The organism is Flavobacterium sp. (genome assembly GCF_046073885.1).
Lineage (GTDB): Bacteria > Bacteroidota > Bacteroidia > Flavobacteriales > Flavobacteriaceae > Flavobacterium.
In genome coordinates this window covers 38,205-59,217 of record NZ_JBJTND010000068.1, presented here as the reverse complement: position 1 = coordinate 59,217, position 21,013 = coordinate 38,205, and the positions used below count along the sequence as shown (strand labels likewise).

Annotated in this window: 16 protein-coding genes and 2 tRNA genes; 10 read left to right on the top strand and 8 right to left on the bottom strand. The window is 34.3% G+C overall.

The genetic code is table 11. The features are described from left to right. Positions 1 to 29 precede the first annotated feature (29 nt). The 4 genes from ACKOWY_RS09360 to ACKOWY_RS09345 all read left to right on the top strand — a co-directional run bounded on the left by ACKOWY_RS09360 (position 30) and on the right by ACKOWY_RS09345 (position 5,573). Positions 30 to 1,256 carry a 3-deoxy-D-manno-octulosonic acid transferase gene (locus ACKOWY_RS09360; protein ID WP_408941175.1) on the top strand — a complete coding sequence of 409 codons (1,227 nt, stop codon included), beginning with the start codon at positions 30 to 32 and terminating at the stop codon, positions 1,254 to 1,256. A gap of 23 nt (positions 1,257 to 1,279) precedes the next feature. After that, a complete protein-coding gene (locus ACKOWY_RS09355) occupies positions 1,280 to 3,025 on the top strand; it encodes a DUF4153 domain-containing protein (protein WP_408941174.1) in 1,746 nt (581 codons plus the stop codon). A 12-nt stretch (positions 3,026 to 3,037) separates the two neighbouring features. Further along, positions 3,038 to 5,182, top strand: a complete 2,145-nt coding sequence (locus ACKOWY_RS09350) for a S46 family peptidase (RefSeq protein ID WP_408941173.1) — start codon at positions 3,038 to 3,040, stop codon at positions 5,180 to 5,182. Between the two features lie 154 nt (positions 5,183 to 5,336). Then, positions 5,337 to 5,573, top strand: coding sequence for a hypothetical protein (locus ACKOWY_RS09345; RefSeq protein WP_408941172.1), 237 nt, complete (start codon positions 5,337 to 5,339; stop codon positions 5,571 to 5,573). Between the two features lie 106 nt (positions 5,574 to 5,679). Here the strand turns inward: ACKOWY_RS09345 and ACKOWY_RS09340 are convergent, their stop codons facing one another. The 4 genes from ACKOWY_RS09340 to mutS all read right to left on the bottom strand — a co-directional run bounded on the left by ACKOWY_RS09340 (position 5,680) and on the right by mutS (position 9,120). Next, positions 5,680 to 6,045 (bottom strand): DUF1508 domain-containing protein, encoded by a 366-nt coding sequence (locus tag ACKOWY_RS09340; RefSeq protein WP_408941171.1) that lies wholly within the window; start codon positions 6,043 to 6,045, stop codon positions 5,680 to 5,682. 59 nt (positions 6,046 to 6,104) lie between these two features. After that, positions 6,105 to 6,190: transfer RNA gene (locus ACKOWY_RS09335), tRNA-Leu, on the bottom strand. 116 nt (positions 6,191 to 6,306) lie between these two features. Next, positions 6,307 to 6,379, bottom strand: a tRNA-Gly gene (locus ACKOWY_RS09330). Positions 6,380 to 6,513: 134 nt separating this feature from the next. Continuing rightward, positions 6,514 to 9,120 carry a DNA mismatch repair protein MutS gene (mutS, locus tag ACKOWY_RS09325; protein WP_408941170.1) on the bottom strand — a complete coding sequence of 869 codons (2,607 nt, stop codon included), beginning with the start codon at positions 9,118 to 9,120 and terminating at the stop codon, positions 6,514 to 6,516. Positions 9,121 to 9,271: 151 nt separating this feature from the next. Here mutS and ACKOWY_RS09320 point away from each other — a divergent pair, with 151 nt between their 5' ends. Together ACKOWY_RS09320 and ACKOWY_RS09315 are read left to right on the top strand one after the other, a co-directional pair. After that, the gene (locus ACKOWY_RS09320; RefSeq protein ID WP_408941169.1) at positions 9,272 to 9,730 is read left to right on the top strand and encodes a DUF1573 domain-containing protein; all 459 of its coding nucleotides are present in this window, start codon (positions 9,272 to 9,274) and stop codon (positions 9,728 to 9,730) included. A gap of 64 nt (positions 9,731 to 9,794) precedes the next feature. Further along, a complete protein-coding gene (locus ACKOWY_RS09315; RefSeq protein ID WP_408941168.1) occupies positions 9,795 to 10,331 on the top strand; it encodes an RNA methyltransferase in 537 nt (178 codons plus the stop codon). Here ACKOWY_RS09315 and folK read toward each other — a convergent pair. Continuing rightward, entirely contained in the window at positions 10,323 to 11,456 is a 1,134-nt protein-coding gene (folK, locus tag ACKOWY_RS09310) for a 2-amino-4-hydroxy-6-hydroxymethyldihydropteridine diphosphokinase (protein ID WP_408941167.1), read from the bottom strand. The genes ACKOWY_RS09315 and folK overlap by 9 nt on opposite strands. A 135-nt stretch (positions 11,457 to 11,591) precedes the next feature. On the opposite strand from folK, the gene sppA reads away from it, so the two are divergent. The 3 genes from sppA to ACKOWY_RS09295 all read left to right on the top strand — a co-directional run bounded on the left by sppA (position 11,592) and on the right by ACKOWY_RS09295 (position 16,420). Beyond that, positions 11,592 to 13,349, top strand: coding sequence for a signal peptide peptidase SppA (gene sppA, locus ACKOWY_RS09305; protein WP_408941166.1), 1,758 nt, complete (start codon positions 11,592 to 11,594; stop codon positions 13,347 to 13,349). A 155-nt stretch (positions 13,350 to 13,504) separates the two neighbouring features. Beyond that, entirely contained in the window at positions 13,505 to 16,081 is a 2,577-nt protein-coding gene (locus ACKOWY_RS09300; protein WP_408941165.1) for an AsmA-like C-terminal region-containing protein, read from the top strand. Positions 16,082 to 16,114: 33 nt separating this feature from the next. Continuing rightward, positions 16,115 to 16,420, top strand: coding sequence for a GIY-YIG nuclease family protein (locus ACKOWY_RS09295; RefSeq protein WP_408941164.1), 306 nt, complete (start codon positions 16,115 to 16,117; stop codon positions 16,418 to 16,420). Between the two features lie 44 nt (positions 16,421 to 16,464). On the opposite strand, the gene ACKOWY_RS09290 is transcribed toward ACKOWY_RS09295, so the two are convergent. Beyond that, entirely contained in the window at positions 16,465 to 17,259 is a 795-nt protein-coding gene (locus tag ACKOWY_RS09290) for a DUF2797 domain-containing protein (protein WP_408941163.1), read from the bottom strand. A gap of 103 nt (positions 17,260 to 17,362) precedes the next feature. Between ACKOWY_RS09290 and ACKOWY_RS09285 the strand changes: the two genes are divergently transcribed. After that, positions 17,363 to 18,874 (top strand): GH3 auxin-responsive promoter family protein, encoded by a 1,512-nt coding sequence (locus ACKOWY_RS09285; protein ID WP_408941162.1) that lies wholly within the window; start codon positions 17,363 to 17,365, stop codon positions 18,872 to 18,874. Between the two features lie 43 nt (positions 18,875 to 18,917). Here ACKOWY_RS09285 and clpX read toward each other — a convergent pair whose 3' ends face one another. Both clpX and clpP read right to left on the bottom strand, forming a co-directional pair. Beyond that, positions 18,918 to 20,150, bottom strand: coding sequence for an ATP-dependent Clp protease ATP-binding subunit ClpX (clpX, locus tag ACKOWY_RS09280; RefSeq protein ID WP_408941161.1), 1,233 nt, complete (start codon positions 20,148 to 20,150; stop codon positions 18,918 to 18,920). A gap of 85 nt (positions 20,151 to 20,235) precedes the next feature. Next, positions 20,236 to 20,907, bottom strand: a complete 672-nt coding sequence (clpP, locus tag ACKOWY_RS09275) for an ATP-dependent Clp endopeptidase proteolytic subunit ClpP (protein WP_408941160.1) — start codon at positions 20,905 to 20,907, stop codon at positions 20,236 to 20,238. Positions 20,908 to 21,013 lie beyond the last annotated feature (106 nt).

Here is a 21,013-nt window from a genome sequence, read left to right as displayed (position 1 = left end):
ACGTAACTTAGCAACACAAATAAATTACGATGCTGTTTCTCTATAACCTCCTTTTGTTGTTCGCATCCCAAGTAGTCAAACTGCTGGCACTTTTCAATCCGAAAATGAAACTTTTTGTAAACGGAAGAAAAAATGGTTTTGGTGCAATTAGAGAAACAATAAAATCCGAAGACAAAACCATATGGTTCCACGCGGCTTCCTTAGGCGAATATGAGCAAGGATTACCTGTTATCGAACAAATAAAACTAAAATACCCAAGCCACAAAATTGTAGTTACCTTTTTTTCTCCTTCGGGTTATGAAGTACGAAAAAACAATACCGTTGCCGATTTAACAATTTACCTTCCGCTTGACACGAAGAGCAATGCTAAATTATTCTTGGAATTGGTTCATCCCGATTTAGTATTTTTTATTAAATATGAATTTTGGCCAAATTATTTAAACGAACTAAAAAAACAGCACATAAAAACCTACTTAATTTCTGGAATTTTCAGAGAAAATCAAGCCTTTTTTAAAGGATATGGTGGTTTTTACAGAGAAGCATTAAAAGCGTTTGATTTCTTTTTTGTTCAAAATGAAAGTTCAAAAAATCTGCTGCAAAGCATTGGATTTACCAATGTGAAAATTTCTGGAGACACCCGTTTTGATCGCGTCGTTTCAATATTAGAACGAGACAACTCTTTGGATTTTATCGAACAATTTAAAGACAAAAAAACAACCATTGTAATTGGAAGTTCCTGGCCAAAAGACGAAGCCATTTTGGTAGACTATATCAATTCGGCGCCTAAAGATTTGAAATTTATTATTGCACCACACAACATTCATCAATCAGAAATCGGCGCGCTACAATCGGCAATTAAGAAAGAAACGCTTTTATTTTCTGAAAAGGAAAATCAAAACCCAGCCAATTTTCAAGTTTTCATAATCGATACCATTGGGATATTAACCAAAATTTATTCCTATGCCGATATTGCTTATGTTGGTGGAGGTTTCGGAAATCCGGGGGTGCACAACATCCTAGAACCTGCAACTTTTGGTGTTCCCATTATTATTGGGCCAAATTATTCTCATTTTGCAGAAGCAACTGCTTTAGTACACCAAGGAGGTTGTGTTTCTATATCCAATTCACATGAATTAAAAGAAGCATTGGACAATTTAGTTTCCAACATTGATGTTCGCCATGAAAAGGGACACATTTGCGAAACTTTTGTTCAAATGAATAAAGGCGCCACTGTAACTATTTTGAATTCCATATAACTAATCATTTAAAAAATGAAATTATGAAAAATAAATTCAGCCTTATAGCAACAAAAGTTAAATCATTGCTTTTTAACTACCCTTTGGTTTTAATCATGTCATTGGCAACGGTTATTGTGATTGTATACGGAATTGAAACCGATTCAAGAAAAGAAGATGCCTATTTATTAATGCGTTTAGGAATCACATTTGCATTGGGAATTTCTTCTCAATTTGCTTTAAAAATGTTGGCGCAACGAATCAAAAACGGTTTGATTTGGCAATTGGCAGGGATTCTTTTCTTACTAGGATTTTTCTTTGTGTTTCCTAGTGAGGAGAAAAATTTCTCAGAAGTTTATGGGTTTGTCATAGTACCGACTTTCGTCCTTTCCCATTTGTTGGTGGCTTTTATTTCGTTTACCAAAAAAGAAAACGAAGAGCAACACTTTTGGCAATACAACAAAAACTTGTTCATCAATTTATTTTTAACAGCAGTCTTTACTGGGGTTTTAACCAGCGGAGTAGAATTAGCAATATTAGCAATTCAAGAGTTGTTTAATTTCAACTTTGAAGGTAAAATTTACTTTGAAACCTATGCTGCCCTAGCTATTTTTGGCAGTACTTTCATCTTCTTACTTTTTAATGAATCGGGATTGGAATACCTTGAAAAAGAAGGGTCGTATCCGGTGGTTTTAAAATTCTTCACCCAATTTATCTTAATTCCGCTATTGATCATTTATGTGGTAATCTTATATTTCTATTGCTTAAAAATTACCATTAATTGGGAGTTGCCAAGAGGTTGGGTTTCCTATTTAGTTCTTGCCTACTCTATTGTTGGAATTTTTGCACTTTTATTGGTGCATCCCTTACAAAAAGAAAAAGCAAAATCATGGATAATCTTATTCAACAAAATATTTTATTACACCTTAATTCCACTAATTGTACTTCTTTTTGTAGCAATATTCACTAGAGTTTTGCAATACGGATATACCGAAGCAAGGTACTTTGTATTATTAATTTCGGTATGGCTTACATCAGTGGTGTTGTATTTTATTGTCAATAAAAAAGCAACCATTAAATTCATTCCGATTTCCTTATTTGTATTTGGAGTTTTTGCTTTGATATTTCCTTATTTTAATGTATTTTCAGTATCTAAAAGAAGTCAAGAAAATGAATTAAAGCAATTGCTAACCGAAAATAAATTATTGGTAAACGGTTTAATTGATTTTAAAGCTCCAATTGCCGATTCGGTTAAAACGGATGTTGAAGATAAATTTGAATACTTAAATAAGCGAATGGATCATGAATTCATTAAATCTTTTTTAGATGCCAAAACCAAAAAATTAGTTGATAAAGACAACTATTGGTATAATGGATTGTTTAAAAATGTGAATTTCACGGCAGTTAGTGAAGATAATTATATGCGCATTTATAGTGACGCCAACACCTATGAAATCAAGGAATACGAGTATTATTTGAAAAGCACCTACGGAGGTGCTTTAGAAACGACACTTGGAAAGGATAAAATTAACATCAAATATGATTATAATAGCAAAAATCCAACTTATGAAATCAAAATCAATGAGGAAGTAAAAGACATTATGCCTCAAATAAAAGCCTTTTGCAATAATTATAAATCGGCTTCCAAAGATATTCAAGTGGATGATTTATCATTTACCGTTGATTTTCAAAACTATCAAATCAAAATACTATTCGACTCCATAAATTGGTATCGAAAAGACCAAACCTTCAATTTTGAAGGAACAACCTATTTAGTAAAATCAAAATAAAACCCCAAATTCATGAAATTTTTAAAATTAGCACTCTTAGTATTTGTATTTCAAACCCAAGCACAACAAGGCGGCATGTGGATTCCTTCTTTATTGAAAGGAATGAACGAAACCGAAATGAAATCGTTGGGAATGAAAATTTCTGCCAAAGATATTTATGATGTAAACCAATCGAGTCTTAAAGATGCGGTTCCGCAATTTGATGGCGGCTGTACTGCCGAAGTGATTTCGGATAAAGGATTGATTTTAACCAACCACCACTGCGGATTTGATGCCATTCAAAACCATTCAACGGTAGAGCACGATTACCTTCGCGATGGTTTTTGGGCATACAAAATGGAAGACGAATTAACCAATCCGAACATGACGGTGATGTTTGTAATTCGCATTGAAGATGTTACTACTAAAGTATTGGAAGGCGTTGCAACGCTTGCTACAGAAGCCGAAAAGCAAAAGAAAATTCAGGAGAATATTTCTTCTTTAAGTAATTCTTTGCCGAAAGAATCGTGGCAAGAAAACAAAATCAGAACTTTTTATGATGGAAATCAATATTTATTATTTGTAACCGAAACATTTAAAGACATTCGTTTTGTGGGAGCACCACCAAGCTCCATTGGAAAATTTGGTTCGGATACCGATAATTGGGTTTGGCCAAGACACACCGGAGATTTCTCTTTGTTTAGAATTTATGCCGATAAAAACAACCATCCAGCAGCCTATTCAAAAGACAATGTGCCTTATAAACCTAAAAAGTTCTTCCCAATTTCTATTTCGGGAGTAAAAGAAAACGACTTTACCATGGTGATGGGTTACCCAGGAAGAACTCAAGAATATTTGCCGTCGGTGGCAGTAAATCAAATTGTTGAAACTTTAAATCCTGCTAAAATTGAAGTTCGTGATGCGGCGCTAAAAGTACAAGATCGCTTTATGAGAAAAGACCAAGCAATAAAAATTCAGTATGCTTCCAAATATGCAAGTGTTGCCAATTATTGGAAAAAATGGATGGGTGAAACCAAAGGTTTGAAAAAAGCGAATGCGGTTGCAGCAAAGCAAAAATTTGAAAAAGAATTCCAAGAAAAAGTAATTCAATCGGGCAAACAAGCAGAATACGGAAATTTACTTTCTGATTTTGAAAAAAATTATACCGAAATTAAAGACTATGCTTTGGCTCGAGATTACTTTACCGAAGTGGCTTTACGAAATACCGAAATATTATCGGTTGGATACAAATTATATCAATTAGAACAATTGCTTGCTTCAAAAGGGGAACAATCATTTACCGATAGAAAAAACACACTTTCAACAGGAATTGATGAATTCTATAAAGATTACAACGCCGAAGTAGACAAAAATGTTTTTGAGCAATTAATTCAATTGTATGCTACAAAATCTCCAAAGCAATTCCTGCCAGAAAGCTTATTGAATGCGGATGCTAGCAAATTAACTGAGGCAATTTTCAGTAATTCGAAATTGACCTCTTTAAAATCGTTTAGAGAATTACTTGAAGGGGATTCTAAAACCGTTATTGAAAAACTAAATAACGATAATGGATATCAATTAGTAAAAGCAATGGCCGAAGCTTATTCTAAAAAAGTAGCGCCTACTTATGATGCCCTTAATTTAAAAAATATTGCTACACAAAGAACGTATATGAAAGCCATATTGGAGTTATTTCCAAAACAAAGAAACTTCCCAGATGCCAATAGCACACTGCGAGTTACTTACGGAAAAGTTAAAGGATACGAACCAAATGATGCGGTGTATTATGAGCCGTTTACTAAATTAGATGGTGTTATGGAAAAATATATTCCAGGGGATTATGAATTTGATGTTCCAAAAAAACTTATCGATTTGTATAAAGCAAAAGATTACGGAAACTATGGTGTAAAAGGCAAAATGCCGGTATGTTTTATCGCAACCAATCATACCACAGGAGGAAATTCGGGGAGTCCTGCTTTGGATGCCAACGGAAATTTAATTGGCCTGAATTTTGATAGAGTATGGGAAGGAACCATGAGTGATATTTTCTACTCACCAGAAATTTGTAGAAACATTATGGTAGATGCCCGTTATGTATTATTTATTATTGATAAATATGCTGGTGCTCAGAACCTTATAAACGAATTAAAGATCATTCAAACCACCAAAAAGAAATAAATTTTAACTTTTCTTTAAGTTTGGCATGAATATTGATAGATAAAAAGCGGAATTCAAGGAGAGAATTTTAAAAAAATGAAATAAATGTTTTTTCAATTAAAAAAATTTATATCTTTGCTCCGAATTAATAATTAACCTTTTATATTAAATTAAGATGAAAAAAGTATTTTTAAGTTTAGCTGTTATTGCTGCATTAACTGTAGTATCTTGTAAACAATCAGAAAACGCTGACGCTGCTGCTGCTGACACAACTGCTGTTGATACTGCTGCTGTTGCTGACACTGCTGCTGTAGCTGATACTGCAAAAGTTGACACTACTGCTGCTGCTCCTGCTGAAGCTGCTGCTCCAGCTGCTGAAGCTGCTGCTCCAGCTGCACCTGCAAAAAAATAATTAGAACCTAGTTTCTAATTTAAAAATTAAAGCTCCGCATTGCGGAGCTTTTTTTTATGCTTAATGACTTCGACAAGCTCATACAAACAAGCCTTATTTAATTACTTTACCCGAAAATATCTTCAGCAGGAGGAAAGACATCTGCAGAAACAGAAAAATCTAAAATTTCAGATTTATGAAGGGATCTAGTAATTTCGGCAATCCCCTTTTCCATTAAAAATTGGGTATTGTATCTTCTGCTTACGGCTATTTCTTTTTCATCTACAATAACCTTAAAATACATTTTGCCGTTTTTTGATTTGAATCGCATAAAGAAAATAGCTTCAACTGAATTCTTTAACGACTCAATAGCCTCTTCACATTCAAAGCGGAGTTCATAATCATCACTTATTAAAATGGCCTTACCTTTTCGGGAAATGAATTCATATTTATACAATCCATTAACTCGTTTGGTAATCACAAAAGTACCCATAGAGAATTACAAATTTATTAAAACAAAAAAGCTCCAAACAATAAGTTTGAAGCTTTTAGTACTCAGAGCGGGACTTGAACCCGCACGAACATTGCTGTTCACTGGATTTTAAGTCCAGCGTGTCTACCAATTTCACCATCCGAGCGTTATGCTTTTCTACTGTTATATTCTAATTTTTAAAAAAAATTAATTAAATACAACACCATCCGAGCAGATACTTTTTAGTTTATGTAAATAAACTATAAAAGTTATAGTTGGTTGAGCGAAAAACGGGGCTCGAACCCGCGACCTCGACCTTGGCAAGGTCGCGCTCTACCAACTGAGCTATTTTCGCATTATCAAATTTTGCAGGAACATGTGCAATACTTCTTTGGTATTGCGGATGCAAATGTAACACTAATATTGAATTATACAAACCTTTTTTCTAAAAAAAATTGGTAAAATCATAACCCCTTGAAAACCTATTCTTTACTTCGAACCAAGCATTCTTTTTAACTCATTCAATTTCATTAATGCTTCCATAGGCGTAAGAGTGTTGATGTCTAACCCCAAAATGTCGGCTTTTATTTCTTCAAGCAACGGATCGTCTAAATTAAAGATACTCAACTGCATTTCGTCTTTATTGGATTTCAATCCATGCAAAGCATCACTTGAATGGTCTTTCTCTAATTTCTTCAATAGCTTTTGTGCCTTCTGAATCACAATTTGAGGCATCCCAGCCATTTTAGCCACATGTATCCCAAAACTATGTGCGCTACCGCCAGGAACTAACTTACGAATAAATAAAACAGTATCCTTTAATTCCTTTACCGATACATTGTAATTACGAATACGAGTCAACTGCTCACCCATTTCATTCAATTCATGGTAATGGGTCGCGAAAAGTGTCTTTGGTCGGGCTGGATTTTCGTGCAAAAATTCGGCAATAGCCCAAGCAATGGAAATTCCGTCATACGTACTAGTGCCTCGCCCAATTTCATCTAACAATACCAAACTACGATCGGAAATATTATTCAAAATCGAAGCTGTTTCGTTCATCTCCACCATAAAAGTAGATTCACCCATTGAAATATTATCGCTAGCTCCTACTCTGGTAAAAATTTTATCAATAACTCCCATTCTCAAAGCATCAGCCGGAACAAAACTTCCCATTTGTGCCAACAATACTATCAAAGCCGTTTGTCTTAATATAGCCGATTTACCCGACATATTCGGACCCGTAATCATGATTAATTGTTGGGTCTCGCGATCTAAATAAACATCATTTGCTATATAAGGAATTCCAACAGGTAATTGCTTTTCAATAACCGGATGTCTTCCGTTAGTAATTTCCAACTCAAAACTATCGTCCATTACTGGACAAACGTACTTGTTTTCTTGAGCCAGTTGTGCAAACGAAGTAAGGCAATCCAATTGGGCTACTAAATTAGCATTCAACTGAACCGGCTTTATATAGGTTGAAATCCACTGCACCAATTGATCAAACAATTGCGCTTCTATTTGGTGAATTTTTTCTTCGGCACCTAGAATTTTAGATTCGTATTCTTTTAATTCTTCGGTAATGTATCTTTCTGCATTGACAAGGGTTTGCTTGCGAATCCAATCGGCAGGAACTTTATCTTTATGGGTATTTCGAACTTCTATATAATAACCAAAAACATTATTAAACGATATTTTCAGTGAGGAAATTCCGGTTGCTTCCGACTCTCTTTTTTCAATTCCCTCCAAGAATTCTTTACCTGAAAAGGCAATCGAACGCAATTCATCCAATTCAGCATGAACGCCTGTCGCTATAGCATTTCCTTTGGCAATAGCAACCGGAGCTTCCGGATTTAATGTGGTTTTTATTTTCTCGCGAAGCAAATCACAACTATGAAAACTATCCCCTATTACGCGAACTGCCTCTTGAGTGCTCTTCAAAGCCAATTCTTTAATAGGAATAATCGCATCGAGTGAATCTTTCAAGTAAATGACCTCGCGAGGCGAAACTTTACCAGTAGCAATTTTTGAAATCAAGCGCTCCAAATCGGATATTTGCTTGATTTGGTGTTGCATTTGACTCAGCGTTTCTTGGTTATCCAATAAATAAGAAACCACTTCGTGTCGGCTTCTAATTTTGTCTATGTCCTTTAAAGGCAATGCCAGCCAACGTTTTAACAAACGCCCACCCATTGGCGAAAGCGTCTTATCGATAACATCCAATAAGGTAACCGCGTTGGGATTGTAGCTGTGGTATAATTCTAAATTACGAATAGTAAAACGGTCCATCCACACATAAGCATCTTCTGCAATGCGCTGAATGTTGGTGATATGCTGAATTTTATTGTGCTGTGTTTCGGACAAATAATATAAAATGGCTCCCGAAGCAATGATACCATCCAGCAATTCTTCTATTCCGAAACCTTTTAAAGAATTTGTTTGAAAATGATTGGTTAGCGTTTCTAGGGCATAATCTTCTTTATAGATCCAATCCTCAAGATAAAAAGCATTGTAATCTTCTCCAAATACATCTTTAAATTGATTTTTGTTGTTCTTCTGAATTAAAACCTCACTCGGACTGAAATTTTGTAGTAACTTATCAATGTATTCTTCATTTCCTTGAGCCGTTAAAAACTCCCCAGTTGAAACATCCAAAAAGGAAACCCCTAAATTCTTTTTTCCGAAATAAATAGAAGCCAAGAAGTTATTAGATTTGGATTGCAGCACTTCATCATTCATCGAAACACCTGGAGTAATTAATTCGGTTACCCCTCGTTTTACAATGGTTTTAGTCATTTTTGGATCTTCCAATTGATCGCAAATAGCCACTCGAAGTCCGGCTTTTACCAACTTAGGTAAATAGGTATTAATAGAATGGTGCGGAAATCCAGCTAAAGCAGTTTCGTTTTCAGATCCAGCGCCTCTTTTTGTAAGTATTATTCCTAATATTTTAGATGCTCGAATCGCATCTTCTCCAAAAGTTTCATAAAAATCACCCACTCTAAACAATAAACAAGCATCCGGATATTTCCGCTTGATCTCGTTGTATTGTTTCATCAACGGCGTTTCTTTTGGGTTTTTTTCTTTAGAAGACAAATTAATCGTTTTTTAAATTGAGTTTACGAATTTAAATATTTCTAATCAAAAAACACCCTTAGAAATAAATTTTAAAAATTAAGTTTTTTTTAAGACGTGCCTTTTGTTTTTTTATTAGATTTGCTTGTTAATTCTTTAATTCTAATAGAAAATGAAAAAAATTGTATTATTAGCTGCATTAGCTATATTCGGTGTTACTTCGGTAAACGCACAAAAAAACTCTAAAAAAGCTGCGGCTTCAAAAGTAGAAACTCCTAAAGTAGATGGTGCAGGAATGGTTTTTGAAAATGAAACTATTGACTACGGTACTATCCAACACAATGCGGAAGGAACTAGAGAATTCGTTTTAACTAATAACGGTAACAAACCATTAGTTATTGAAAGCACTCAAGGTTCTTGCGGATGTACAGTTCCTACTAAACCAGAAAAACCAATTCAGCCAGGAGAAAAAGGAATTATTAAAGTTCACTATGCTACTGATAGAGTAGGTCAATTTACTAAAACCGTAACTGTAAAATCTAACGCTGTTGGTCAAGAAACTAAAGTTCTTACTATCAAAGGTAATGTATTACCAGATGCTCCAACACCTGCTACTGAATCAAAAAGCTAATATTTTTTCAAAATAATTAAAAGCTTCCTGTAAAATGGAAGCTTTTTTTTTAACCATTAAGCACATGAGAAAATTAGAAAATAGTGAGTTAGATCGTAAAACGGTTACCGATTTTAAATTGGCAGACAAAACACCCATCATTATAATTCTGGATGACATTAGAAGTTTGCATAATATTGGATCGGTATTTCGAACTTCGGATGCTTTTTTAATCGAAAAGATTTACTTGTGCGGAATTACTGCCACACCTCCTAACAAAGAAATTCACAAGACAGCTCTGGGCGCTACAGATACTGTAGCATGGGAATATGCTAAAGATGTATTGGAAGTTATTGCCAAATTAAAAAGCGAAAATACCACAGTTTACGCCATAGAACAGGTAGAAAATGCAGTATTTTTAGATAATTTTCAACCCGAAACCAATAAAAAATATGCATTAGTTTTTGGAAACGAAGTATATGGCGTTTCGCAAGAAGCTATAAAAATTTGTGATGGTTGTATTGAAATTCCGCAATTGGGAACCAAACACTCTTTAAATATTTCGGTAAGCGCCGGAATTGTAGTTTGGGATTTATTTCAAAAGCTAAAAACCTTAGGCTAATTTCTTTTGAATTTCCTCAAGAATAAAAACATAATCTTCTTGGTTTTTCACAAAATCACGTTCGGAAACATCCAAAATCAAAACATTTAAATCCTGCTGGGTTTTAATGTAATCCAAATACCCGTTATTGATTTTCTCTAAATATTCAGCGGGAATTTCTTGCTCATAACTTCGACCTCTTCGTTTTATATTTTGCAGCAATCGATCCGTATTTTGATACAAATAAATATACAAATCGGGTTTGGGCATTTCTTTGTAAATAATATCAAACAGCGTTTTATACAATCTAAATTCGTCTTCAGCAAGCGTAACTTTTGCAAAAATCAAGGATTTAAAAATGTGGTAATCGGCCACAATAAAATCTTTAAACAAATCAAATTGCGCTAAATCATCTGAAATTTGTTGGTATCGATCGGCTAAAAAAGACATTTCTAAAGGAAACGCGTACCGATTTTGATCTTTATAAAATTTAGGTAAAAAGGGATTGTCTGCAAATCGTTCAAAAACAGTTTTGGCATTAAAATCTTCTGCTATTTTAGAAACCAAAGTGGTTTTTCCGGCACCAATATTTCCTTCAACCGCAATGTAATTAAAGTGTTCTAAATTTATTTTCGAAAGTGGAGCTTTAAGCGAACCTATTTTTTTGCAAGACCCCGAATCGGCGCAATCGGAAATCAATTCCGAGATTGCTTTTTTTGTTTTTGGATGCGTCCAATGCGGAACAAGTTCTGCTAGTGGCATTAAAACAAAAAGACGGTTGTGCAAATGCGGATGCGGCACCTGAAGCATTTCGACTTCAACAACCTCATCACCGTAGGCTATGATATCAATATCAATTACTCGAGGTTGGTAGGTAGTACTTTCTGTTCGAATTCTACCCAACTTTTTTTCAAGCTTTAGAATTTTCTTTAATAATTTTAAAGGTGCTAAATTGGTATGAATTGCAATAGCGCAATTATAAAAAGAATCACTTTCAAACCCCCAAGAATCAGATTCATACAATGAAGAAACCAAAACAACAGTGGCTACCTCTTGATGAATTAAAGCAATGGCTTGCTCTATATTCTCAAGACGATTTCCTTGATTACTGCCTAGCGAAAGAAGTACTTGTTGTTGTGGATTCATAGTTCACAAAATAACTAAAAGAAATTCAGAATTGAAGTATATTTGTGCGTTCTGTTGATAACTATTTATTTAGTGCTTTTTGTTACTGTAACAAAATGAAACATAATTCAACTAATTAAGAAAAATTATATAACTATGAAGTTTTTAGGAAATGTATTGGCCACCATTGTGGGTTTATTTGTTTTTTCAATGATTTGTTTTTTCGGAATTCTTTTAATTGGCGTGCTTTTTAGCAGCTCTGAAGATTCTGTAACTGTAAAAGACAATTCGATTATTGAATTGGATTTGTCTCAAATACAATATGATTATGCCGGAAAGGTTAATTTTAAAGATTTTGATTATACCTCTGCAGAGCACAATGGCTTATCGGATGTTTTAGAAGCTATAGAGTATGCAAAAACGGATGATAAGATTAAAGGAATTTCGATACTAAATAATGCTTCCGATTTGGGTGTGGCCCAAACTAAAGCACTTCGCGATCAATTGGAAGATTTTAAAAAGTCTGGAAAATTTATTTATTCTTACGCTGATGTTTATTCCCAAAAAGAATACTTTTTAAATTCGGTTGCAAACAAAATTTACATCAATCCAATTGGGGAATTTGAATTTAAAGGTTTGTCAGCAGAAATTATGTTTTTTAAAGATTTCGAAGATAAATCGGGGTTAAAAATGGAGGTGATTCGCCATGGAAAATACAAAAGTGCAGTAGAGCCCTTTTTAGAAAATAAAATGAGTGAGGCCAATAGAGAACAAACTTCCCAATTGCTTAACTCAGTTTGGAATTCGGTTATTGTAGATATTTCTAAAAGCAGAAAAATACCAGTTGAAAGATTAAATCAAATTGCGGATGGTCTTTTGGCAAGAACTCCCGAAATGGCTAAAAAAGAAAAATTAGTGGACGAGATTGCTTATGAAGATGTGTACCATAATGACATTAGAAAAGCACTTCAAGTAGACGCAGACGAGGAGTATAATTCGGTTTCAATATTAGATTATGCAAATGAGGTAGCAATTTCTAATGTAGATTTTTCTTCTAAAGATGTAATAGCTGTTATTTATGCGCAAGGAGAAATTGGCAGCGGTGAAGGTGATGTAAATGAAATTGGAGAAGGGTCGATGCGCCGTTCATTACAAGAGGCTCGAAAAGATAAAAATGTAAAAGCAATTGTATTGCGAATTAACAGTCCTGGTGGGAATGCCTTAACTTCGGAATTAATTTGGAGAGAAATTGAAATTACTAAAAAAGTAAAACCTGTGGTAGTTTCTATGGGAGATTATGCAGCCTCAGGCGGATATTATATTGCTTGTAATGCCAATAAAATATTTGCGGAAGCAAATACCATTACCGGTTCAATTGGTGTTTTCGGTGTATTGCCAAACTTCTCGGAAGCAGCTAAAAAAATAGGTATTTCTACAGAACTTGTTAAAACAAATACCAACGCTTCAGAATACAGTCCGTTCAATCCTTTAGATGAAAACTATAGAGGTTTTGCTCAAGAAGGAGTTGAAAGAATTTATGGTGTCTTCTTACAAAGAGTTGCTGCAGGAAGAAAATTAACCACAGCTCAAGTCGATGCCATTGGGCAAGGAAGAGTGTGGAGTGGTCAAGATGCTTTAAAAATTGGATTAGTGGATAAAATTGGAGGCATGGATGACGCTTTAAAAGAAGCCGCAAAACTTGGTAAAACAACTAAATACAGAACCAAAAATTATCCAGAAATCGATAAAGAATTTGGAGACATTTTATCTCAATTTGGTTTAGCACAAAGCAAGGAAAGCATCATTAAAGAATCTATTGGCGCTGAAAATTATGAAGTTTTAAAACACGTTAAACAAATGACTTCTCAAAAAGGTATTCAAGCACGAATGGCTTATGAGTTAAAAATAAAATAATTATTACACTAAAACATTAAAAATCCGTTTTACTAGTAAAGCGGATTTTTTTGTTAAAGAGATCTACAAATAATAACACAACATTAACGAATAATTCGGTTTTATTTTCTAACTTTAGTTGAATGGAAAATAGTACAAATTTAGAATAGAAAAATATGGACAAGAAAATGGTATTAAAGAAGGTTTTAAAAATAAGCGGAATTGTATTCGCAGTACTATTTGTTGCTGCATTATCCGTTCCTTTTTTGTTTCAAGACGCTATCAAGCAAAAAATCACAAATGCGCTTAATGAGAGTGTAGACGCCAAAATAACTTTTAAAAATGCCGATTTAAGTTTGCTTAAGAGTTTTCCAAAGGCAACCATTTCTGTTGAAAATTTAGCCGTAATAAACAAAGCGCCTTTTGAGGGAGATACACTAATCGCGTTTCAAGAGCTGAATTTAAAAATGTCAATCCTTGAACTTTTCAATAGCGATAAAGAGCCCATGAAAATTGAAGGAATTGCTTCAAAAAATGGATTAATCAATATTATTTTTAATAAAGATGGCGTTGGAAATTACGACATCGCTTTAAAAAATAAAAAACAAGAAAGCACGGATAAAGGCAAACCATTAGCTTTCAAAATAAATAACTACGAAGTTGAAAATTTCAAATTCAGATTCACTAATGAAGCTACCAAAATAAAAATGGAGTTAGACAGCATCAACCATAAAGGAACTGGTGATTTCACAAATAACATTTTGGATTTAGATACTAAAACTACTGCCAAAGTATCCATGAGTATGGACAAAATGAATTACATGAAAAATGTGAGCGTTTCATTGGATGCGATTTTGGGAATGGATTTAGATAAAAGCAAATACACTTTTAAAGAAAATAAAGCAAAGATTAATGATTTAGAATTGGAGTTTGATGGCTTTTTACAACTCGTTTCTACAGGGCAGCTGTATGATTTGAAATTTAAAACCCCAACCTCTTCTTTCAAAAATTTCTTAGGATTGATTCCAGCAGCCTACCGAAGTAACATTGAAAATGTAAAAACTTCGGGGGAATTTACTGTGGTTGGATTTGCGAAAGGACTATTTTCAGACACTTCTGTGCCCAAATTTAATATTGCCATTGCATCCAATAATGCCTCTTTTCAATATCCCGACTTACCAAAATCGGTTAAAAACATCATAATCGACACTAAAATAATTAATGAAACCGGGGTTATGAATGACACGTATGTGAATTTAGATCAGTTGTCATTTTCTATAGACCGAGATGTATTTAACGCAAAAGCTACCATTAAAAATGTTGCAACAAATGCCTTAGTGGACGCATCACTAAAAGGAACTATTAATTTGGGCAATTTCTCAAAAGCCTACCCTATAAAATTAAAGCAACCGCTTTCTGGGATTTTGAAAGCCGATGTCACAACAAAGTTTGATATGGCTTCGGTAGAAAAAAGCGATTATCAAAAAATTAATAATGCGGGTGCCATGAGCGTTACTGGGTTTAAATATGTAGATGAAACGGGCAAAGCGATGACCATTAGCAGTGCAAAAATTCAGTTTAACCCCAGCAGAGTCAACCTTGAGGAGTTTATTGCTACTACTGGGAAAAGTGATATTAGTGCTTCGGGAGTTTTGGATAATTTTTATGGTTTTATTTTCAGAAACCAAGAACTAAAAGGGAATTTCAACATGAATTCCAATCAAATTGCTGTTTCCGATTTCATGACGGATGCTCCAAGTAAAACTGATGAAAAGGCTGCCAAAACAGCAATGAAAATTCCTTCATTCTTAAATTGTAGTCTAACAGCAAAAGCCAATACCGTACTATATGATAATTTAACCTTAAAAAATTGTTCTGGGAAATTAATTGTAAAAGACCAAGCCGTAACTTTAGATAATGTAAAGACCTCTATTTTTGGCGGTCAAATTGGCCTTAACGGAATGGTTTCTACAAAAGAGAAAATATCAAAATTCAACATGCAATTAGCAATGGATAATGTAGATATTACGCAAACATTTACCCAATTGGATATGTTTAAAAAAGTAGCGCCAATTGCCGGAGTTATTGCTGGAAAATTTAATTCAACTGTTAAGCTAACGGGCGACTTAAATGATAAAGAAATTACACCAAATTTAAATACCCTTTCTGGAGATGTTTTTGGTCAAATGAGCGGAACTTCTATCAATCCTAGTGGCTCTGCTACCTTGAATACCATCAGTCAAAACTTAAAATTTATCGATTTGAAAAAATTGAATTTAAATGAAGTGAAAATGGCTTTGGCTTTTCAAGATGGGAAAGTAACTGTGAAGCCTTTTGATATCAAATACCAAGACATTAAAGTTTCGGTTGCTGGAACACATGGTTTTGATCAATTGATGAATTACAATTTGAAATTTGATGTACCTGCAAAATATTTAGGTAATGAAATAGGTGGTTTATTGGCAAAATTATCCCCTGGTGATGTTGCAAAACTGGATAATATTCCAGTTAATGCAAACCTAACGGGAAGTTTTTCTAAACCAAAAGTTACCACTGATATTAAATCAGCAACGACAAGTTTGGCATCCAATATTGCCAAACAACAGAAACAAAAATTACTTTCTCAAGGTTCTAGTGCTTTAGAAAATCTAATTAATAATAACACCAAATCTGGCGATACAACCAAAACAAAAAAAGTGGTGAATCAAGCCAAAGATTTATTGAATGGGTTGTTCAAAAAGAAAACTCCTTAAGTCATTGCGAGGCACGAAGCAATCACATAAAGAATGAAACCAGGATTTATCTATATAGTCACTAATAAATACAATAACACTTATTATATTGGTGTTACATCAAATTTGCCAAATAGAATCTTGCAACATAAAGAAAAGAAATTTGAAAATTCATTTTCTGCAAAATACAATCTTAACAAATTAGTTTATTTTGAACAATTTCAAATGATAGGTGATGCAATTGCTAGAGAAAAACAATTAAAAGGTGGATCAAGGGCTCAAAAAATCAAGTTAATTCAGGGATTAAACCCTAATTGGAATGATTTATTTGAAGAAATAATTGACATAATGACTATATAGATTATTAGATTGCTTCGTACCTCGCAATGACTTAATCACAATCCTCATAAACTAATTTTCACCACATATCCTTCATAAGTTCGGATATTAAAAACAGTGCCATCTTGAAACATAAGGTATTGCCCTTTAATTCCCATTAGTTTCCCAGAAAAATTTGGGGATTTATCTAGATTCAAACTGTTGACTTTTTTTGGGAATTCCATTACAGGAAAATGAAGATCATATAAATCTTCCTTCTCTGGGTGGAAATAGTCTTGTACTTCTTTTGGAATAAGGTATTTTAAATTGGCACGTTCCCGAATTAAATTGGCGTCAGGGACTTCATTTTTTAACATTTTTTGCCAATTGGTTTTATCAGCAAAATGATCTTTTAAGGCCACCTCGGTGATACCTGCCAAATAACGATTCGGAACCTCAACTATTGGAATGGCTTGCACCGCTCCTTGATCAATCCATCGAGTTGGCACTTGTGTTTTTCTAGTAACTCCAACTTTTACTTCGCTAGATAAAGCCAAATACACAATGTGTGGCTGCAATTGCACTCTCTTTTCATATTCTAAATCACGGTCTTCAATATCTAAATGAGCCTTACTTAATTCGGGCTTCATAATCCAATCACCCGCTGCAGGACTACTCATGAAACAATCGTAACAAAATCCTTGACGGAATATTTTCTTCTTTTTACCACACTGCAAACATTGGTAACCTAAAAAATTGATTTCAATATTCTTATCCAACAACTGATTTAAACTCAAAAAACTATTTTCAAAAACCAAATAATATTGAATCGGATTGGAATATTCGGTTTGCATTTTGGTTAAGACCCCTTCGTAAATCATTTGCTTTTAAGTTTCTGGATTAAAGTATCAAGTTAAACAAAATTTGTTATTTTTGGTAAAGTTATAATTCAAAACCAATAAGTCATAACTCAAAGCTAAAAAAATGCCATTTCCAATAATAAATTCTATAGCATCTTGGGTATTAAAACAGCGCATCCATCAAATTGAACTGTTTTTAAAATATCCTAATGAAGTACAGGAAGAATTATTATTGAATTTAATTCGACGATCAGAAGACACAGAGCTTGGCAAAGAAAAAGATTTTGAATCCATAAAAAATTATAAAACTTTTTGTGAGAGAGTTCCGGTTTCTACCTACGAAGAATTGGAGCCACTTATTGAACGCACCCGTAAAGGAGAACAAAATGTTTTTTGGGCAGAACCCATAAAATGGTTTGCCAAATCAAGCGGAACCACAAATGCTAAAAGTAAGTTTATTCCTGTTAGTGAAAGTGCGCTTGAAAACTGCCATTACAAAGGAAGTAAAGATTTGTTGTGCATGTATTTGAATAACAATGAAAACTCCGAAATGTTTTTGGGCAAAAGTTTACGCCTTGGTGGAAGTTCTCAAATTTATGAAAACAACAACACCTCATTTGGAGATTTATCGGCAATACTAATTGAAAACATGCCGTTGTGGGCAGAATTTAGTAGCACCCCAAGCAATAAAATTTCACTAATGAGCGAATGGGAAACTAAACTAACCGCCATTATTAATGAAACCAAAACCGAAAATGTAACCAGTTTTGCAGGGGTTCCTTCATGGATGTTAGTGCTATTAAACCGAATTTTATCAGAAACCAACCACACCAACTTGTTTGAACTTTGGCCTAATCTAGAAGTTTATTTTCATGGCGGTGTAAATTTTGAACCCTACCGAGAACAATACCAAAAAATATTACCCAACACCGATTTTAAATACTACGAAATTTATAATGCTTCGGAAGGATTTTTTGCCATTCAGGATTTAAATTATTCGAATGATTTATTGTTGATGTTGGATTATGGCATTTTTTATGAATTCATTCCTATGGACACTTTTGGTACGCCAAACCAAAAAGTAATTCCATTATCGGAAGTGGAATTATTCAAAAATTATGCGGTGGTTATTACCACCAATTCAGGTTTGTGGCGCTATTTAATTGGAGACACTGTTCGATTTACTTCTTTAAATCCATACCGAATTAGAGTCTCTGGAAGAACCAAACACCACATCAATGTATTTGGCGAGGAATTAATGGTAGAAAATACAGATCAAGCTATAGCAAAAACCTGCTCACAATTGAACTGCGATGTAAAAGATTATACTGTGGCGCCAATTTTCATGAAAAATAAAGAAAAAGGTTCCCATGAATGGATGATTGAATTTAAAAAAGCACCTGAAGATGTATCTTTATTTGCTAAAATTCTTGATGAAACGCTACAATCAGTAAACTCCGATTATGAGGCCAAACGTTATAAAAACATGACCTTAAACCCCCTCAAAATTAATGTCGCTCGAGAAAATTTATTTTATGATTGGCTTAAATTGAAAGATAAATTGGGAGGACAACATAAGATTCCGAGATTATCGAACCAAAGAGATTATTTAGAACAATTAAAAGAAATGCAATAAATAAAAAAGCCCAGAAGATTCTGGGCTTTTTTAATTTAAATATTTAGGAGGCTATCTCCAATCGTTTCAATAGATTTTTATTCAAAGTATGCTCGGCATACTCTTTATCAATTTCTAAAGTTTTATCTTCAGAACTTGGCAATTCATACATAGCATCGGTAAGGATTGCCTCACAAAGTGAACGCAAACCACGAGCCCCAAGTTTGTACTCCAATGCTTTATCTACAATATAATCTAAGGCTTCACTAGTTATTGAAAACTGTACCTCATCCATAGCAAACAGCTTTTCATATTGCTTGATTAAGGCATTTTTAGGCTCGGTTAAAATAGAACGTAAGGTGACTCTGTCTAATGGATCCATGTGGGTCAATACCGGTAAACGACCTATAATTTCTGGGATCAAACCAAAATCTTTAATGTCTTTTGGAATGATGTATTGCAACAGATTATCTTTATCAATATTATCCGCATTTTTGGAAGTCGCATAACCAACAGCCGTTCGGTTCAATCGTTTTGAAATGATGCGTTCTATTCCATCAAAAGCACCACCTGCAATAAACAGGATGTTTTGCGTATTTACTTCAACAAATTTTTGGTCGGGGTGTTTTCTACCTCCTTTTGGTGGCACATTCACAACCGTTCCTTCCAATAATTTCAATAAAGCTTGTTGTACCCCTTCACCAGAAACATCTCGAGTTATCGATGGATTGTCACTTTTACGCGCAATTTTATCAATTTCGTCAATGAATACAATTCCGCGTTCGGCTTTAGCCACATCATAATCGGCTGCTTGAAGCAAACGAGTTAATATGCTTTCCACATCCTCTCCTACATAACCCGCCTCGGTTAAAACAGTTGCATCTACAATTGCCAAAGGAACGTCTAGCATTCTGGCGATTGTTTTAGCCACTAAGGTTTTTCCGGTTCCGGTTTGACCAACCATAATGATGTTTGATTTTTCAATTTCAACATCTTCATGGTGTTGCGGTTGCATTAATCGCTTGTAGTGGTTGTAAACCGCTACCGCCATTACTTTTTTGGTTTGGTCTTGACCGATTACATACTGGTCTAAAAATTCACGGATTTCTTTTGGCTTCCGCAAAATTAAATCACCCGGAACAGCTCCATTTGAATTGGATTTTAATTCTTCTAGGATAATACCATGTGCTTGCTCAATGCATTTATCACAAATGTGAGCATCGATACCTGCAATTAATAAATTGGTTTCGGGTTTTTTTCTTCCACAGAAGGAACATTCTAATTTTTCTTTGGCCATTATTTATAGGGGCTAAGGTTTAAGTCACTTAGGCTCTAAGGATTTTCTTAGGCCCTTAGCAACTTAGCTCCTTAGTTTGAATTAATTATCTTCTCAATACTTCATCAATCATTCCGTATTCTTTTGCTTCGTCGGCAATCATCCAATAATCGCGTTCAGAATCGGCGTGTACTTTATCAAAAGTTTGGCCTGAATGGTGCGAAATTATTTTATACAACTCGTCTTTAAGTTTTAACATTTCGCGTAAGTTGATTTCCATATCGGTAGCCACACCTTGTGCTCCTCCTGATGGTTGGTGAATCATCACGCGGGAATGTGGTAAAGCCGAACGCTTTCCTGCAGCACCTGCACACAACAATACGGCTCCCATTGAAGCTGCCATACCGGTACAAATTGTAGCTACATCTGGCTTGATGTATTGCATGGTATCGTAAATTCCTAATCCGGCATATACGCTTCCTCCTGGAGAGTTTAGGTAAATTTGAATGTCTTTGGAAGCATCAACGCTTTCTAAAAACAACAATTGCGCTTGCACGATATTGGCAATTTGATCGTCTATTCCGGTGCCAAGAAAGATAATTCGATCCATCATTAAACGCGAAAAAACATCCAATTGGGATACATTTAAATGACGCTCTTCGATGATGTAAGGAGTCATGTTTGTTGGGTTCATAGCGCCAACAATTTTATCATAATACATTGCGTTTACACCTTGGTGCTTGGTCGCAAATTTCTTAAATTCCTTTCCGTAATTCATTTTAAATTTAGTTTAAAAGGTTTGTATGTTTAAAGTTTAAAGTGTTATACTAAAAACCGATATTGATTTTATCTAAGCAAAGGTCGTATCTTTTATTTTATGTGAC